The sequence below is a fragment of the Microcoleus sp. MON1_C5 genome, from assembly GCF_036701875.1.
GTDB lineage: Bacteria > Cyanobacteriota > Cyanobacteriia > Cyanobacteriales > Microcoleaceae > Microcoleus.
Genome location: NZ_JAUBRN010000001.1, coordinates 114,789 through 132,442, shown reverse-complemented (window position 1 = coordinate 132,442; position 17,654 = coordinate 114,789). Strand labels below are relative to the sequence as shown.

The 17,654-nt window shown below is 46.4% G+C and carries 16 protein-coding genes; 11 read left to right on the top strand and 5 right to left on the bottom strand.

Annotated features, from left to right (window positions below; all coding sequences use genetic code 11):
• Window positions 1-29: 29 nt before the first annotated feature.
• Complete coding sequence (locus QUA71_RS00550; protein ID WP_333280907.1) at window positions 30-605, bottom strand: GNAT family protein; 576 nt, start codon at window positions 603-605, stop codon at window positions 30-32.
• 59 nt (window positions 606-664) lie between these two features.
• Here QUA71_RS00550 and QUA71_RS00545 point away from each other — a divergent pair, with 59 nt between their 5' ends.
• Entirely contained in the window at window positions 665-1,555 is an 891-nt protein-coding gene (locus tag QUA71_RS00545) for a sugar ABC transporter permease (protein WP_333280904.1), read from the top strand.
• Window positions 1,556-1,698: 143 nt separating this feature from the next.
• Here QUA71_RS00545 and QUA71_RS00540 read toward each other — a convergent pair whose 3' ends face one another.
• Entirely contained in the window at window positions 1,699-2,292 is a 594-nt protein-coding gene (locus tag QUA71_RS00540) for a DJ-1/PfpI family protein (RefSeq protein WP_333280901.1), read from the bottom strand.
• 77 nt (window positions 2,293-2,369) lie between these two features.
• Here QUA71_RS00540 and QUA71_RS00535 point away from each other — a divergent pair, with 77 nt between their 5' ends.
• Entirely contained in the window at window positions 2,370-2,729 is a 360-nt protein-coding gene (locus QUA71_RS00535; protein ID WP_333280898.1) for a hypothetical protein, read from the top strand.
• Between the two features lie 265 nt (window positions 2,730-2,994).
• Here the strand turns inward: QUA71_RS00535 and psaX are convergent, their stop codons facing one another.
• Together psaX and lipA are read right to left on the bottom strand one after the other, a co-directional pair.
• Entirely contained in the window at window positions 2,995-3,099 is a 105-nt protein-coding gene (gene psaX / locus QUA71_RS00530) for a photosystem I protein PsaX (RefSeq protein WP_333137367.1), read from the bottom strand.
• A gap of 168 nt (window positions 3,100-3,267) precedes the next feature.
• Window positions 3,268-4,221 (bottom strand): lipoyl synthase, encoded by a 954-nt coding sequence (gene lipA, locus QUA71_RS00525; protein WP_333280895.1) that lies wholly within the window; start codon window positions 4,219-4,221, stop codon window positions 3,268-3,270.
• Window positions 4,222-4,419: 198 nt separating this feature from the next.
• On the opposite strand from lipA, the gene QUA71_RS00520 reads away from it, so the two are divergent.
• Window positions 4,420-4,971, top strand: coding sequence for a response regulator (locus tag QUA71_RS00520; protein WP_333214307.1), 552 nt, complete (start codon window positions 4,420-4,422; stop codon window positions 4,969-4,971).
• 286 nt (window positions 4,972-5,257) lie between these two features.
• Complete coding sequence (locus tag QUA71_RS00515; protein ID WP_190659697.1) at window positions 5,258-6,349, top strand: PfkB family carbohydrate kinase; 1,092 nt, start codon at window positions 5,258-5,260, stop codon at window positions 6,347-6,349.
• 132 nt (window positions 6,350-6,481) lie between these two features.
• Here the strand turns inward: QUA71_RS00515 and QUA71_RS00510 are convergent, their stop codons facing one another.
• Complete coding sequence (locus QUA71_RS00510) at window positions 6,482-8,236, bottom strand: CapA family protein (protein WP_333280891.1); 1,755 nt, start codon at window positions 8,234-8,236, stop codon at window positions 6,482-6,484.
• 914 nt (window positions 8,237-9,150) lie between these two features.
• Between QUA71_RS00510 and QUA71_RS00505 the strand changes: the two genes are divergently transcribed.
• From QUA71_RS00505 to QUA71_RS00475, 7 genes are all read left to right on the top strand, one after another.
• A complete protein-coding gene (locus QUA71_RS00505; protein ID WP_333280889.1) occupies window positions 9,151-10,341 on the top strand; it encodes a HEAT repeat domain-containing protein in 1,191 nt (396 codons plus the stop codon).
• A gap of 107 nt (window positions 10,342-10,448) precedes the next feature.
• Window positions 10,449-11,534 carry a glycosyltransferase family 4 protein gene (locus QUA71_RS00500; protein ID WP_333280886.1) on the top strand — a complete coding sequence of 362 codons (1,086 nt, stop codon included), beginning with the start codon at window positions 10,449-10,451 and terminating at the stop codon, window positions 11,532-11,534.
• A gap of 135 nt (window positions 11,535-11,669) precedes the next feature.
• Complete coding sequence (map, locus tag QUA71_RS00495) at window positions 11,670-12,431, top strand: type I methionyl aminopeptidase (RefSeq protein ID WP_006635181.1); 762 nt, start codon at window positions 11,670-11,672, stop codon at window positions 12,429-12,431.
• 323 nt (window positions 12,432-12,754) lie between these two features.
• Window positions 12,755-13,684 (top strand): LD-carboxypeptidase, encoded by a 930-nt coding sequence (locus QUA71_RS00490; protein WP_333280883.1) that lies wholly within the window; start codon window positions 12,755-12,757, stop codon window positions 13,682-13,684.
• A 165-nt stretch (window positions 13,685-13,849) separates the two neighbouring features.
• Complete coding sequence (locus QUA71_RS00485; protein ID WP_006635183.1) at window positions 13,850-14,632, top strand: hypothetical protein; 783 nt, start codon at window positions 13,850-13,852, stop codon at window positions 14,630-14,632.
• Between the two features lie 239 nt (window positions 14,633-14,871).
• Window positions 14,872-15,936 carry a uroporphyrinogen decarboxylase gene (hemE, locus tag QUA71_RS00480; RefSeq protein ID WP_333280878.1) on the top strand — a complete coding sequence of 355 codons (1,065 nt, stop codon included), beginning with the start codon at window positions 14,872-14,874 and terminating at the stop codon, window positions 15,934-15,936.
• A gap of 407 nt (window positions 15,937-16,343) precedes the next feature.
• Window positions 16,344-17,309 carry an NAD(P)-dependent oxidoreductase gene (locus QUA71_RS00475; protein ID WP_333280875.1) on the top strand — a complete coding sequence of 322 codons (966 nt, stop codon included), beginning with the start codon at window positions 16,344-16,346 and terminating at the stop codon, window positions 17,307-17,309.
• Window positions 17,310-17,654 lie beyond the last annotated feature (345 nt).

The following is a 17,654-nucleotide window of genomic DNA, read 5'->3' as shown; positions in this document are numbered from 1 at the left end:
TTTTTTTTCGCTGACCTACTGATTCACTCCTATTCTACAATATTGTCAAAAAACTCTTCCCTGAGAATCGAATAAAGTTTTAGATCCCAATATCTGTCTTTCACAAATAGGTGCTGTCGCAATACCCCTTCCAATTGCATCCCCACTTTTTCCATCACCCGAGCGGAAGCAATATTGTTAACTTCACATCGAGCCATAATTCGATTCAGCAACATCTCCCGAAAGCCGAATTCAATAACTGCATTGACAGCCTCGCTCATGTATCCTTCGCCCCAATAGCTTCTAGAGAGTGCGTAGCCAATTTCCGCGCGGCTGTGCGTCATACTCCATTCCACAAATCCGCAAGTCCCGATAAACTTTTGCTCGACTTTGTGGACAATTCCCCAATCTACAAGCTCTCGTCTTTTGTACATTTTTGTAAGTGACTTGAGAAAGTATTTAGTGTCTTCGAGCGAGGTGTGGGTTGACCACATTGTGTATTGTGATACTTCGGGGTTTGAGGCATACTCAAACATATCGCTCGCATCGTTTAAAGTAATTTTTCGGAGCAGGAGCCTTTCAGTTTCTATAGTGGGTAAATGAGCTAATATATCGAGAAGGTTCATTTTGAGATTGACCTATTTTGTGATACCATTTAAAACTAAAAGCTAAAATTTACAAGCCAATGGTTCGGATTAAATTTGGGCGTTTTAACTGGTTGGATAATGATGCGATCGCAGCTTGGACTTTCCTGGCCCCAGCTTTGCTATTTCTGGGTACTTTTTTGATTGGGCCGATCGCCTATTTATTTTACCTCAGCTTTACCAGCGGCAGCTTTACCCAGTCGGGAGTGCGTTGGATTGGCTTGAACAACTACTGGCGTCTAGTCACAAACCCGGATTTTGGGCAAATTCTCCAAAACACGCTCTATTTTACTACTGCAACAGTCATTCCCAGTTTAGTGATTCCATTGGGTTTAGCAGTTTTGCTAAATCGCTCGTTTGCTTGGCGAGGAGCTCTCCGCACCGCTTATTTTATTCCTTCGATTACCTCTTTAGTTGCAGTTGGCTTGGGCTGGCGGTGGTTGTTTCAAACCGAAGGCCCGGTGAATAATGCCCTAAATGCGATCGGCTTAAATCCAATTCCTTGGCTTAGCACCACAGTTTGGGCAATGCCAGTGATAATTCTGCTCAGTGTTTGGAAACAATTAGGCTTTAATATGGTAGTATTTTTAGCAGGATTGCAAGCAATTCCGGTAAATCGTTACGAAGCCGCAGAACTGGATGGAGCTAATGCTTGGCAGCAATTTTTGTACATCACTTTACCCGGTTTGCGGCCGACTTTAGTATTTGCTACTGTCACTACTGCTATTTTTACTCTGCGGAGTTTCGAGCAAGTTTACGTCATCACCGGCGGCGGCCCTTTAAACTCTACTAATTTGCTAGTTTATTATATTTACGAGCAAGCTTTTTCGCAATTTGATTTTGGCTATGCAGCCGCTGCGGCAACTTTCCTGATGGCTGTAGCTTTGCTATTAGTTTATTTACAACTAAAAGTTTGGGGCGAAGATGCTTGACATCACGTCCAGTAGCATCCTTCGTGTATGTGCGGGGCGGGTTTACCGAATTGTTTGTTGTAGGCAATTATGGTTGGTAAAACCCGCCCCAACGCGCCAATTATACAATTAACAATGCCCGATACCCGATGCCCAATGCCCAATTACCAATTCCCAATTTTATATTCCATGTGTTCTGCTGTTTGTTCAGCTTGTGCTGTTCCCAAAAGCTTGCCGACAACGTGCAAAGACATATCAATTCCCGCAGCAATTCCCCCAGAAGTGATGATTTTGCCGTTATCTACAAATCGCTGATTTTCGATAATAGTTGTGTTGGGAGCTAATTCTTTCAATAAATCCAATACTTGATGGTGTGTAGTTGCTTCCAAACCTTCCAACAAGCCAGCTTTTGCCAAAAGCAGCGAACCCGTACAGACAGAAAGCACTAATTCTGCTGTTCGCGCACAATCTTTTATCCAATTAATAACTGCTGAATTATCGATTAACTTTCTCGTACCTTGTCCTCCCGGTACAATTAAAATATCCGGTGGCGGACAATCGGAAAAGGTGCAGTCGGGATTTACACTCAAACCGTTGCGGGCGTTGACAGCACCGGGATGTTCGGCTACGGTAGAGACTGCAAAAGGTCGCTCGCCCTTATTTAATTCTGATGTCACCGAAAACACTTCAAAGGGGCCTGCAAAGTCCAGTACCTCAACATCATCGAACATTAAAATAGCTACGTTCCTAGTTGCCATAAGACATACTTCTGATAGAGACCAAAATATCGGCGATTTGTTATCGTAGAAGTGGTATAATTTAAATCCTTAAAGCTATGCCGAAAAAAATTCGCCATCGCGCCCTGAAACTCTGTGTTTTGTGTCTGGCTTGTGCCTTAGCAATTGCTGTTTCGCCAATTTTTACACCCGCTCAATCCACAACTCAATTAGAATTTCGCATTATTCAATTAGAACGTCAAATTTCTGAACTCAGAGGACAAATCTACAGTTTGCAGAATCAAGGTTCTAGAGTTAACCGGTCTCAGTCTCCTTCCGGTTCTGGTCGGACAAATGCTAGAATGCTGTCGGGAGACCCGCTGTTTGACAATTTAGCAACTTTGGCAATTGAAACTAAGCAAGATGTTATCAAAATTCAAGAGCGGTTGTCAAAGCTAGAATCGTCCAGAAATCGCTAGAGAAGTCATTAGTTAGAAGAAAGAGAGAAGAAGGAAGGCACGACACAGATTTTGACACGGATACAGGGATTAATTATTGAGCCAAAGTCGGAAGTCAGGAGTCAGGAGTCAGAAGGAAGAGGGAAAAAGTCAGTAGTCATTAGTTAGAAGAATGAAGTCATATTCTCGCCAACTCCAAACTCCAAACTGTCCCCCTCTCCATCTCTCCCATTCTCCGACGTTGAGGTCGAGAACAGCAGGGTCTGCTAAACGTTAACTTGCAGAACTATTCAATGATATGGAAATAAAAGCCTGCAACCACAAAATTGATTGCTAACAGCAAGAGAAACCAGCCTGCGCGAAAGGTGTAAGGGAATTTGCCCGTTTTCATCACGGAGTCGGATTTTAATTGGTTCTTCGCTATCTCTGGCATAGGTAAAGCTCCTAATTCATAATGTCACTCTATTTACAAATAGCAGAGAGCGTCGCACTTATGCACAATCCTCTAGAGTTATTTTTTGTAACAAGGAGTTTATACCGAGTTGAATTCAAATTAGTTTCAATCGCTCTCTCCGGCGTGGTAGGAACTGCGGACGAGAGGCCCCGATCGCACGCGCTCAAACCCCATCTCCCGGGCGATCGACCCGAAACGGTCAAATTCGGCTGGCGTCCAGTATTTACGCACTGGGAGGTGCTCTAGAGATGGTCTCATGTATTGACCGAGGGTGAGCCGATCGCACTTGGCATCCCGCAAATCGGTCATCGCTTCAACTATCTCGGCTTCGGTTTCCCCGTGTCCCAACATCAAACCAGATTTGGTGGGAATAGTTGGGTCATATTGCTTAACAATACGCAGAACATCGATCGAGCGATCGTACTTCGCCCCCCTCCGCACCGGCCCTTGCAATCGGCGCACCGTCTCAATATTGTGGTTGTAACAAGCCGGTTTAGCCTCCACCACCGTGCGAATCCGCTGTCGCTGCAACTCATCGAGCCCTGAATTCTCCTCTGAACTCCTCCCCATTCCCCCCCAAAAATCCGGCGTCAGTACCTCAACTTCAGTATCCGGGTTAAGAAGGCGGATTTGGGCGATCGTCCTGGCAAACCAACCCGCACCCCCATCCGGCAAATCATCTCTCGCCACCGAAGTCAGCACCGCATAGCGCAAACCCAACAACTGCACAGCCTCGGCCACCTTTTTCGGTTCCTCCGGGTCTAGCGGCATCGGAGAATGACCTTTATCTACTTGACAAAAAGCACAAGCGCGGGTGCAAGTCGGCCCCATCAACAAAAAAGTCGCCGTTTTTTGCGCGTAGCACTCGCCCCGGTTGGGACATCTCCCCTCCTCACAAATCGTGTGAATTTGCCGCTGTTTGATAATTTTTTGCACTTGGGAAAGTTCGCTAGCTTTGCCAACGGGTCTACGCAACCATTCCGGCATCGCCTCGATTTCACCCCGCATTGGGGCGGCAACTGCTTTAACAGTAGGAGTTTTAGGAGTTTGGGGCGACATAAAATTAAGTGGCGATTGAGTTAATTCCTTCGATCGTATCCGAAATCAAAGCCCCTGAACTTGTAGGAGTATCACCCGAAATCAGAATCGCGCCGAGGTGCAACAAAACTAAACTCGCCCAGAATTATGGGTAGAATTCTGTTAGGGATATACTGAAGGTTGCAAATCATCACTCATTCATTACTGAAGGAGTCAGTCGTGGCTGGTCAAAAAATCTTGGTAATCGATGACAGTAAAGTCATCCGCGTCCGAGTCCGAGAGATGTTGCCTCAGGGTAACTTTGAAGTTCTAGAAGCAAAAGACGGCGAAGAGGGACTCAAACTGATCCGTCAAGCCCGGCCAAATCTAATTATGTTAGATTTCCTACTGCCCAAAGTCAGCGGTTGGGAAGTGTATCAAAAAGTGCAAGCCCATCCTGAGCTTTCTAAAATACCTTTGGTGATCATGTCGGGCCGCGAAGAAGAGGTGATGGAAAAAATTCCGAAACCCTTTGAGAAGCATTTTTTTGCATTCATCGCCAAACCGTTTGAGAAGAAGCAGCTAACCGAGGCGATCAAATCGGCGATGGTACTGGCCAAAAAGAAACCAGTGCCGGAAGCCCCAGCAGCCGCCGCTGCACCCAGCTCTGGAGCGGACGCCGCCGAAATTCAGGCGATGACTGCGAAAATGGCGAAAATGCAAGCGGAAATTGATGCACTCAAAAAACAAATGAGTCAGGTGATTACGATCATCAAGCAGAAATTGAAATAATTCTGCTGTTTTTTGAAGGCACTTATGTAGAAGGAAACTTCCACACCGTGCAACTTTCAGTTGAGTCTCAAGGGCGGCGATTTTATCCGCATTTTTTTGCCCAATTGTTTGAGCGAGTGCGATCGCAAATAGCCTGCAACTGGTTTCTCAAAATCCCAGTGAGAAAATCAATTAAAAGTTAAAAATAAAACAAGGGAGGAAATTAATTATTAATTAATATTAGGATTTTTAATTCCCGCTCGTTCCACACTCAATTATTAACTCCTCAGTCTCATTTTTTTGGTTAATGACTAACGACTATTCCGATTTTTTGCCTCAACTGCGTGCCTCAACAGAGCAATTATTGAAAAGATTAGACTGCTTCGATCGAGCGCAGGTATTAGCGATCGGAGATTTGACCTTGGACGAGTTTCTTACCGGACAAGTAGAGCGAATTTCCCGCGAAGCACCTGTGTTGATTTTGCGCTACGAAAATACTCAGCAAGTACCCGGAGGTGGCGCAAATGCTGTCTATAATTTAGCCAAACTGGGAGGCAAAGTAAAAGTTGCTGGTTTGGTGGGAAAAGACGACCAGGGAAAGGCTTTGTGCGGTATTTTTGAGGCGGCGGGAATTGATACGGGTGGGATTTTAATCGATTCGCAGCGTCCCACGGTCACCAAAACTCGAATTTCCGGACACGCGCGGCAGTCAGTGACTCAGCAAATTGTCCGAGTCGATCGCAAATCGGACGAGTTGCCGGATTTAGATTTGCAGTTGCAACTGGCAGACTACATCCGGCAGCAAATACCGACAGTAGATGCAGTGGTTTGTTCCGACTACGGCGACGGAGTTTTGACGAATTTGGCGATCGAATCGGCAGTGGTTCCCGGCAAAACAATAGTAGACGCTCAAACAAATTTGCAGCGATATTCTGGAGCAATGTTATTTACTCCGAACTTGCCCGAAGCCGAGCAAGCCGTCGGATATGCTATCAAAAACCCTCAAACTTTAATGCAAGCAGGACGCGATTTGTTGAACTTAACTCAAGCTCAAAAAATCCTGATTACTCGCGGCGAAGAAGGGATGACTTTGTTTGAAAGGGCGAACGGCGAAGAAATCAAAAATTCACCCCCTCCAACATCCATTTGTGAAAAGGGGGAATTTGCCATTCAAAGTTGGGACATTCCCCCTTTTAACAAGACTGATGTATTCGACGTAACCGGTGCTGGAGATACAGTTGTAGCAGCAATGACTTTAGCTTTGTGCGTCGGTGCATCTGGTTGGGAAGCGGCAGTTTTGGGCAATTTGGCGGCTAGTATTGTCGTGCGTCAGTTCGGTACGGCAACGACGACAGCAGACGAAATGAAAGAAGCTTTGAAAACGATGATTGCACTATAGGGGCGGCTAAGCTGTATAGCATTTAAATTGCATATTTCGGACGTTGATTAGAGCAGCGGGTCACAATAGTTTTATTACTGGTTCCCAGCCCAAGCCTGGGAACCAGTTATTGTTGAGGGCGACGCACCCTACTCACTTACTCTTTTTCAAAATTTGTCCCTTGTCATCAATTGTCAAACCGCTATTGGGAAAATCGCTCTTTGTCAAACGGTCAATTAACCCCACAGTCCTAAAATTGTTATCAACAGCCGGCACACCTCGCCCGTCAAGTTGGATGGGGATAATCTTACCAGAAACAAAATCCCCTTGCGGAGTCATTTTCACATCCAAAATTAGAGATTTACCGAGTGCTCCTGCTGAGGACAAAGTGCGATAACCCAAAAAATTGCCCAGCGAATAAGCAACCAATTTCCCTTTATAAAGTTCCATAGCTCTGGGAACGTGCGGGCCATGTCCCAAAATCAAATCTGCTCCCGCATCAATCATCGTCCGCGAAAACAAAACCATATTTCCCCGGTTTTCTCCGTAAAAGAACTCAGTTTTATTTCTCACATTCAGAGCTCCCGTTCCTTCAGAGCCAGCATGAACTGATATCACTACAATATCAGCTTTTTCCTTAGCTTTTTTGACAACTTCGGCTCCTGCTTTCAGTTCCAGCAAAGAATTGTGAACGTCGCCGTAGTTGCTGAAACCGATAAATGCAAAATTCACACCCTTGACATTTTTATAAACAATTTGATCTCTTTTGCCAACAGCCTTCATGCCATTGCTGTCGATGTTTTTAATGGTGTCATTAAATCCCTGCTCGTGAAAATCGTAAGAGTGATTGTTGGCAATACTCAAAATATCAAAACCAACATCTTTGAAGATTTTGGCATAACTCGGAGGCGTCCGAAAGGCAATCAGCATTCGTCCGCCGCCTGCTTTGGAACTGTAAGGATAATCGGTCATCGTGCTTTCAAAATTGCCAAACAGAATATCAGCTCCTTTGAGGTACGGTTTTACCGACTCTAATAACATCTCTTTTTTTGCCGGCAGTTTGTTGTAGGGATAATTTGTACCGGGAACCATGTCGCCAACTGCTTTGATGCTGACAGTTGCGGGCACAGTGGCAGGTTTTTTGGCAGCCGGGGAGGGCGATTTTGGATCTGGAAGGGGTTTGGCTGCGGCTGCTGGTGCTGGTGTCGAGATCACTTCTTGTACCGCAGGCTTGGACGTTAGAGGGTTATTAGTAGCGGTGGTTGAGGATTTGTAAAGTTGAGAAGCCAGCACAAAGCCGGATATCGGCACGAGAATTAGACTCAGAGCACCGAGTGACAGCCCAGATTTTTTAGTTTTAGTGCGGGCTAACTCTGGCTGGGGTGATTGCTTTTGCTGCCTTTGATTTGGGGGTTTTGGGGTGGGGATTTTAGGGGGTTGGGGCGGAGATTTTTCTGGTGTTGGAGGGGGCGCAGTTGTGACATTTTGAGGTTCTTCTAGCTTGGGCAAAGTTACAGGAATGGGAGAAGCGGGTAGACTCGCGGCTACTGCTGCACTCGCAGCTACTGCGGCATTCACGGCAACTAATGGACTCACGGGTTCGGAAGTCAAGCGTTTTTTTAATTCTACCGTCTGAGTCCAAGCGGGTAATTGCTGGCCGCCCTGCCGCCCGTAAACTGTCACTGAGTAAAGGTTATTTGGTTGCAGCCGCTGCAACCCTTTGACTGCGACTCGGAGACAGGCTTCTTCTGCGGGCAATTGTTCTGCTTCCAGCAGCAGGTGCAGGGTGTCATTTTCCCGGCTGGCTTTAGCCGTGACGCCGAAGCTTTGGAGTGCTTGGCCGATCAGAAATGCGATCGCCCTAGCATCGCCTTCTTTTGCTAAATTTAAAATATCTTGTTGGCTCACAAACGCCTCTACTCTCACACTAGAAATTTAGCTCGATCTTATATCAAATTTGGCGGCACAGCATTAAATACCGATTGATTTAACTTAAATAAGTGGGTAGAAATAAACAAAACGTTGGCATAGGACGCCTGCGTGAAAGGGTCTACTCGCTGTCACTATAGCTCCTAACTAAATCCGACCCTACTTTTACAAGATAGTATGATTTTTGGCGCTGGCTAGCTGAATACAATATTTCCTAACGGTTATCTTAGCCGATCGCCCAAACACTTCTATCCGGCATAATTGCCCCCTTCAAATTAACATCTGTCAAATCAGCGCTCTCTTTCTTACAGCATTTTTGGTAAATAAAACTGGTTTACGATCTCCAGAGTGCGTCCTTGAATGTACTGAAAATATGCGGTTTAGTAGCGAAGAATTAACGAAAAAACCAGGTTTCTCGTTTCCAGTGCCAATCCCCCTGTCCCACTTCCGCCCAAATTCAGACAAAAACGATCGACCCGCAGGCTCGGAAGCTTGTTAAACTCTTGGTCATACCACGCTATTAGTGAGAAATCGACGGCGAGCCACAATCGTCTGCTAGTGCCCCTGCAGTGCTGCGCTGCGGGGCCTGCACTGCACACTGCACGTAGGTGAGATTAGCTGCAATCAACTTTCGGGATGCCGCTGCTAAAGTCGCGGCCGCCGATGTAGTTGTTCGTTTTAAACTAATTAAACTAATGATTTAAAGGAGTTGCACGTCAATGACACAATTGTGGTTATGAGAGCTGGCTCGGTGCCCTCTCAAACCAGGGTTTTTCGTTAGTCTGGTGCTATTAGTGAGTTAGTTAAGTCCATAGCAGCTAGGATCGAGCTAACTCAAGGTTAAACTAAAGCTCGTCATGCGGCGTTGCCTCTCAAAACCCGGATTGAGTCTTATGGCGCATTACCGCTCCTCTGTATGTTTGTTCACCTGCATTGCCTGTCTGGGCGCTGCGTTCAGTCCAAGTGCGGACGGAAAGCACCAGGCTCTCAATGCTTCCTACCGGGCTGTTTCCCCAGAAATTGCTCAGGCGAACTCTCCCCCGGGCGATCGCCAGGATTCCAAGCCTTCAAAACCGTCTCCAGCGCCCGATAAAAACAAATCTCAGCCGTCCAAAACGTCCAAATCTAATTCTAAGATCCCGAAATCAGTATCCAATTTGATCGTCATTTTGTCTCGTCAGCGGGGGTTCTTAATGTTGGGTTTGGCAGCAGTTGTCGTCACGGCAGCGGCAGTATTTATCATGCTCAAATTAGTTAGCAGTGACGAGTCAAATTATTCTAAGCGAAGACGGGGAAGATTTGAGCGCCACAACCAAAGAAACTCTCAATTTACTAATTCCGATTCTCCTACAAACTCGCACGCAATTACACAGCAAGAAGCTTCTTTTGGGCTATCAAAACCGCTGTCAGCCTTGCCCTTCCCTTTGGATTTGCCAAAAGACAACAGTCTCGACAGCGATCGGCCTTTTATCCTGGAATCCGGGGAATCAGAATCCGACGATGCAGCATTCGAGGGCGATGGAATTAATTCCGACACCTCGCCCTTGGAACATCACAGCAATGGGTACAGCAACACAGGTTTCAACATTCCCGAAACAACTAATCAAGGCGATTCCCTAGCGAGCCCCAAGAAAGATATTGCCCTTCCCGAAACGGATGGTAGACCTAAAGTTGATATTATTGAAGCACTGATTGAAGATTTGCAGCACCTAAATCCGGCAAAGAGGGGCAAAGCAATTTGGGAACTCGGCCAGCGGGGAGATTCCAGAGCAGTTGAGCCGTTGCTCGATTTGCTAGCAAATTCCGACTCCAAGCAGTACAGTTTAATTTTGGCAAGTCTCTCGGAAATTGGCATTCGCACGCTCAAACCCATGAATAATGCGTGGTCAATTTCGCTGCAAAATGAAAATCCCGAAGTGCGTAAAAATGCAATTCGCGACTTGACGCGAATTTACGAATTGGTGAATCAAATCAGTTACTTGTTGCACCGTGCGACGGACGATCCAGATCCCGAAGTTCAGGAAGTTGCTCGCTGGGCAATCAATCAGTTGAATCGCCTCCGTCCGCGTTCTGGGAGGGATTAATAAATGTAGCAATTTTAAAATTATTTTAAAATTGAGATTTGAGATGGGAGAATTTATAATTTAGATTATGTTAAAATTAGTGAATGCTGACTAATGATTAAGGATTAATGACTAATAACCCTTTAAAACTATTGTTCCTGTCAACTTCGGTCGGTCAACTAGGTTCGGGGTTGGGTGGCGGTGTCGAACTTACAGTCCTTAACATTGCTAAAGAATTGCAGAGTCGGGGTCATAAAATAGCAGTTGTAGCGCCGATAGGTTCAGTCTTAGAATCAATTCCAGTAATCGAAATAACGGGCGATTTGCAAGTAACCGCCCAAACACAAGATTACAACGATCCTATTGTGATGCCCGCAGATTCTGTGCTGGCGAATATGTGGGAATATGCTCGCCAAGTTCAGGATGAATGGCATGTCATTGTTAACTTTGCCTACGATTGGCTGCCGTTTTATTTGACACCATTTTTTAGGACTCCGATCGCACATTTGATCAGCATGGGCTCCCTTTCCGCCGCCCTCGATCGCATTGCCGGACAAACCGCCCTCCAGTTTCCTGGTACGATCGGAGTTCACACCGCTTCTCAAGCCAAAACATTCGCCTTTGCCGATGAATGTCAGTTGTTGGGAAATGGCATAGATTTATCCCTGTACGAATTTTGCAACAAACCGCAGTCTAAATTAGCTTGGCTAGGCCGCATCGCCCCGGAGAAAGGCTTAGAAGATGCAGTAGCAGCAGCGAAAATTACAGGCATTCCCCTGAAAATTATGGGCAAAATGCAAGATGAGGATTATTGGCAAAAAATTTGTGCAGATTACCCGGATGCTCCGGTAGAATATTTAGGGTTTCTGACAACAACCCAAATGCAAGAGCAAGTCCGTCAGTGCCGAGCATTGTTGATGACACCACGTTGGGTGGAAGCTTTCGGAAATGTCGCGATCGAGGCTTTAGCGTGCGGTGTGCCCGTGATTGCTTACGAGCGCGGGGGGCCGGCCGAAATTGTTAGAGACGGACTGACGGGCTTTTTAGTGGAGCCTGATAGTGTAAATGGCTTGGTAGGTGCGATCGCCCACTTAGACCAAATTGACCGCAGCGCTTGCAGGCGACAAGCAGAGGTAGAATATTCTTTAGCAGCTTTGGGCGATCGTTGTGAACACTGGTTCAAATCTATCACTGCTAGTAGGGTGTGTAAGTAATAATACTGGCACATTTTTAGAAAGATTCGCTGACTGATGCACCTTACAAGTTTATTGAACAGCGATTCACATCTATTCTAAAATTGAGTTAAATAAACTCTTAATCGACCACAAAAAAAGCAAACTGAAAAAACTATGGCAACCGAACGTTTAGTGCTTTTATCCAGTAGAGAAATCGAAAAAATGCGCCAAGCAGGCCGTTTAGCGGCCGAACTTCTGCTACATCTCGAACCGATGGTAAAACCCGGAGTTAGCACTCTGGAAATTAACGACGAAGCCGAACGCTGGACTTTGGCACACGGAGCAAAAAGCGCTCCGCTAGGCTATAAAGGATTTCCCAAATCTCTGTGTGCTAGCGTCAATGAAGTAGTGTGTCACGGCATCCCCAATGCGAAACAAATTCTGAAAGAAGGTGACATTATTAATATTGATGTAACACCTTTAGTTGATGGTTATCATGGCGATACTTCCAAAACTTTTTTTGTGGGCCAACCTTCACCTGTAGCGAAAAAGTTAGTTGAAGTAACCGAGGAATGTTTAAGAAGAGGAATTGCGGAAGTCAAACCGGGTGCTCGTACCGGCGACATCGGTGCCGCGATTCAAGAATATGCTGAAGCACAGGGCTTTTCGGTAGTGCGAAATTTTGCGGGGCACGGGATTCACCGAGTCTTTCACACTGAACCGGAAATTCTGCATTACGGCAAGCGGGGTACAGGAAAAAAGCTCAGACAAGGCATGGTTTTTACGATCGAGCCGATGATTAATGAGGGTACTTGGGAAGTAGAAATTCTCGCCGATGGTTGGACTTCTATCACCAAGGATGGAAAGCTTTCGGCTCAATTCGAGCACACTCTGGCTGTGACTGATTCTGGGGTAGAAATTCTGACTTTACCGTAGTTAATGATTCACAAACAATCTGAAAAACTCACTCCTAAATCAATAATCAACCATATCCCGTAGGGGCGGGTTTCACAGACAATATCTAACGATTATCGCCAATCTAGATAAACCCGCCCCGCCACAACCGATAACCTATATCAACCTGAAATTTTTTGCCTCGAATCCGAAAATGTAGGTTTGTATTTATGGATGGGTGGGGGCGGGTTTTCGAGATTGTCTGTTTCAGTCAGAAATTGTCTGTAAAAGTCGCCTCTACAGAATTACGATCGATTAACCAAACAAGATATAACAAATAACAAATAACTCATAACTAATAACTAATGACTGACATAAAATTTCTGCAACCGGGAGATTTGCTGCGCGTAATTGCTCCCAGCGGCCCTCTGCGAGAATTAAGTACCTTTGAACGCGGTGTAGAAATTTGGAAATCCCGCGGCTATCGAATTGAATTAACACCGGGTTTTGACGATCGCTGGGGCTATTTGGCCGGTTCCGACGAAAACCGCGTCCGACAGTTGGCAGATGCCCTCAATGACCCGGATTGTCGAGGTATTCTCTGTGTTCGAGGCGGTTTCGGCAGCACTCGACTTTTGGAAAAAGGAAATGTGGGAAAGGCGGAAAATTCCCAATTTCCCACTCCCGATTCCCATTCGCCGAAATGGTTAATCGGCTTTTCCGACATTACTGCTTTGCTGTGGAATCAGGCTAAATTGGGTGTTTGGGGTGTTCACGGGCCGATGCTGACAACTTTGGCTGCGGAACCGGATTGGTCTGTCGATCGACTTTTTGACTGCATAGAAGGTCGTCCCTTACAATCTTTGCAAGGTAAAGGATGGGGCAGCGGAAAAGCCACGGGGCGGCTGTTTCCTGCGAATCTGACGGTTGCTTCTCATATGCTCGGAACCCCGTATCAACCGGATTTGACCGGGGTTATTCTCGCCTTTGAGGATGTTTCCGAGGCTCCTTACAGGGTCGATCGAATGCTGACTTTGTGGCGGATGGCGGGGGCTTTCGCTGGGGTGCGGGGCATTGCTTTGGGGCGCTTCAGCCGCTGCGAGATTGATCCAAGTATTCCCAGTTTTAGCATTGAAGAGGTTTTGCGCGATCGGCTCGGGGATTTGAATATTCCCATTGTCTCGGATTTGCCCTTCGGCCACGAGGGGGTTAACGCTGCTTTACCTATGGGAATCATGGCTTGTCTCGACGCTGAATCGGGATTGCTGATTTGCGGCGATAAATCGCAACTTTAGATTAGAGATCAACGTCTATAACTTTAACTTGAGATTTTCCACCAGCTAAATAGCGGGGTTGGGTGAGGTTGACACGGTTGGCAGAAATTACATTTAAAATGGATTGTGTATGCAAATGTCGGCGCCAACAAAGCAAAAAGATTTTAAATTTTTCCAGAGGTTGATATGAGAACGCACAACTTGTTAAACAGTATTGCGGCCACTGTGCTAGTTGCAGGATTGGCACTCACTGGCATTTCGTCTAGTGCAGTTGGCGAACAGATACAGAATAACGATCGCATAGATGGAGTAATTCGCCGCACTTCCCCGATTTACCGTTTCCGGAATATGTGGGTTCCGGGCTCTCCGACGGAAGAATTGCGCGGCCAAGAATACACCTTCAGCGCTCGGGAAGGCGACAACATTGAAGTGTTTTTAGACACAGATACAAGGAGCGGTTTTGCTCCCGTCATGGTGCTTTTTTACGGGAACAACAAACAAGTCGCTTTTACCCAAGAGCGTTCTTTTAATTATCAAATTCCTCGTAGCGGCGATTATAAACTGTTAGTGTTAGCAAAAGATGCTGCCAGAGGCGGTAGCTACACGCTGGAAGTGGCGGGAATTGATGGGGGCGACAGACGAGCTCGCAATTCGCGGGACGATTGGTACACCAGGCGAGATGACGGTCGATATGACGGTCAATATGACAGAGCACAGCTTCTGCAAGATGATTTTGGCTTGCGGTCTGTTGATTGTCGCGAGAGACGTTCTATGGTGAGAGTCAGGTTTGACGATGCTAATCAAGACTCGACTTACTGCGCTGTCCCGACTAGAAACTTCCCGGCGGGAGATTATTATTACAATTCGCGGACTAGAGATTTAGACTCGGCGAGGCGGAATGATAGTAGATTCGATGCGGGCCGAGATCAATGTCGGGTAGTGGTGGGCGGAATCTGCGTGACGAGGTAAGTAGGTCAAACTGTAGCGCGGAATCAGAAACCCGGTTTCTACGAAGAAACCGGGTTTCTGAGCCTATACACAGGACTTATACAGTCCTTTATATACGAGTCGATCTCTGGCTATCGCCTCACTTTCTTTGGCAATGACAAAATACACATTTGTACACACAACGATTTTGTCAAAAAGGACGATCGCACAGTGGTAAGCTACCAAAGGCATTGAAATATCTAAGGTAGAGAAAAGTTAAAATGTCGGCATTAAATGAAGTTCCCTTGTTGTTGCGGGCAGCCCGCGGCGAAACCCTAGACCGCCCGCCCGTGTGGATGATGCGTCAAGCCGGCCGCTACATGAAGGCTTATCGAGATTTGCGAGAAAAGTATCCCTCGTTTCGCGAACGTTCCGAAATTCCCGAAGTTGCGATCGAAGTTTCCCTTCAGCCGTGGCGCGCGTTTCAACCCGACGGCGTTATTCTGTTTTCCGATATTGTCACCCCCATGCCCGGTTTGGGCATCGACATGGACATCGCCGAAGGTAAAGGCCCGATTATCCACGCACCCATCCGCACTCAGCAGCAAATCGACGACCTGCAACCGCTGAACCCGGAAGAAAGCTTGCCGTTTATCAAAACAATCCTGAAATCCCTGCGCGAGGAAGTCGGCAACAAATCCACCGTGCTCGGTTTTGTGGGCGCGCCGTGGACGCTGGCGGCCTATGCGGTTGAGGGTAAAGGTTCTAAGGATTATGCCATCATCAAAAACATGGCATTTTCCGATCCAACTTTACTACATCAGTTGCTGTCGAAATTCGCCGATGCGATCGCCGTTTACGTGCGCTATCAAATCGACTGTGGCGCGCAAGTAGTGCAAATGTTCGACTCCTGGGCCGGCCAACTCTCCCCGCAGGACTACGACACCTTCGCTTTACCTTACCAGAAGCAAGTATTCGAGCAAGTCAAAAAAACCCATCCCGACACCCCGCTAATTCTGTTAGTCACTGGAAGTGCCGGCATCCTCGAACGTATGGCAACATCCGGCGCGGATATCGTCAGCGTCGATTGGACTGTTGACATGGCCGACGCGCGCCGACGTTTGGGCCCGAATATGAACGTTCAAGGAAATCTCGATCCGGGCGTGTTGTTTGGTTCTCAACCGTTTATTCGCGATCGAATTCTTGATACAATTCGCAAAGCCGGTCATCGCGGACACATCCTCAATTTGGGACACGGCGTATTACCGGGAACTCCCGAAGATAACGTGCGTTTCTTCTTTGAAACCGCAAAACAAGCCGACAAATTGCTTGCAGTTGCTGCTTAATTTGATTTCGATTGTAGAATCCGATCAAATCCGGTTAATTGCACCTGATATTGGTGGGGATACGGCAATGGCGTATCCCTACCGTGGAAAAAGATTATATAATCGGAGCGAATCCGGTTAATTGCACCTGATAGTTGTAGGACACTCCAAGAGTCCATTAGTGTCAACTTAACGTAAAACCGACCGTCTCTGTTGTTTGTATCAAAGTCTAGATCCCCCCTAACCCCCCTTAATAAGGGGGGGACATGAAGCACTCAAAGTCCCTTCTTAAGGGGGATTTAGGGGGATCTGGACTCGAATAAAAGGGATATTCCTCATCGACTTTAGGTTTAAGTTGACACTAATAGGCCATCCCGTTTCCCTACCGTCAAAAAAGCGTCAAATCCTCCCTCTTCCCCTGCGGCAAAATGAACTCCAAAAAAATTTTTGTGACGGGTGCAAGTGGCTGTATCGGTCACTACATGGCCGAAACTTTGATTCAAGAAACAAATCACGAACTTTACCTCTTAGTTCGCAACCCCGAAAAATTAAAATTTGATTGGAAAGCCCGCCCCGGCATCCATATAATACAAGGCGATATGCGAGATATCGATCGACACGCCGAACTTCTGCAAACAATTAATGTCGCAATTTTAGCTGCCACTGCTTGGGGAGGAACTCAAGAAGTGTTTGACGTTAACGTCACCAAAACTCTCCGCCTAATTCAACTACTTTCGCCACAGACTTGCCAGCAAGTAATTTATTTTTCAACTGCCAGTATTCTCGGTAGAGACAACAATTTGCTCAAAGAAGCCGGGGAACTGGGGACAGATTATATTAGCTCAAAGTACAAGTGTATGGTGCATTTGTCAGCCTTGACAAATGTGCCTCCGATTACGGCACTTTATCCGACATTAGTATTGGGAGGAGACGCAGAAAAACCCGTCTCTCACTTGTCATCGGGCTTGCCACTTGTCGCAAAATGGATTGGTTTGATTCGCTGGTTTAAGGCAGATGGCAGTTTTCACTTCATCCACGGCGCAGATATTGCTAAAGTAGTTAATTATTTAGTTGAACATCCGCCGGCTTCCGAGGAACCGCGACATTTTGTGCTAGGAAATCCGGCGATTACAGCTAACGAAGTGGTAGAACAAGCTTGCCAGTATTTGAATAAAAAGATATTTTTTCGGATTACTCTGTCACCTTGGCTGGCCGATTTCTTTATTTGGCTGTTCCGAATTCAGGTGGCTGCTTGGGATAGATTTTGCATCAGCTACCGCCATTTTACCTATCAAAATCTTGTGAATCCTGAAAGCATAGGAATGCCGAGTTACTGCGGCACAGTTGCCGATATGTTAAGAACTAGCGGGATTCCCGGCAAAGATTTAAATTAGGGGAGAAGGAAGAGGGAAGAAGGAATGTGGACCAAACGAGTAATGTAGGGTGATCCGTGCACACCAAATGACTAATTTACTGTTTCAAGTTCTTTTTTGCCTTAATCCCATGCTTTTTAAATGCGATTATCGTCAATTAAGGGTCAAATACGATAAGATATCAGCATTTGCAAACTTTAACAGGGAACTGCAAGCTAAAAATTGCGCTCATTGTGTGTGGCTTAGGGGGTGTCACCCCTCGCCAGATATTCGATCGAGTGCAAGATCGTAATTTTAGCCTTAACATTAAGTCTTGAGAGTCGATCGAACTCTCAAACACGCCAGCCCGATCGCAAGTTGTTTACT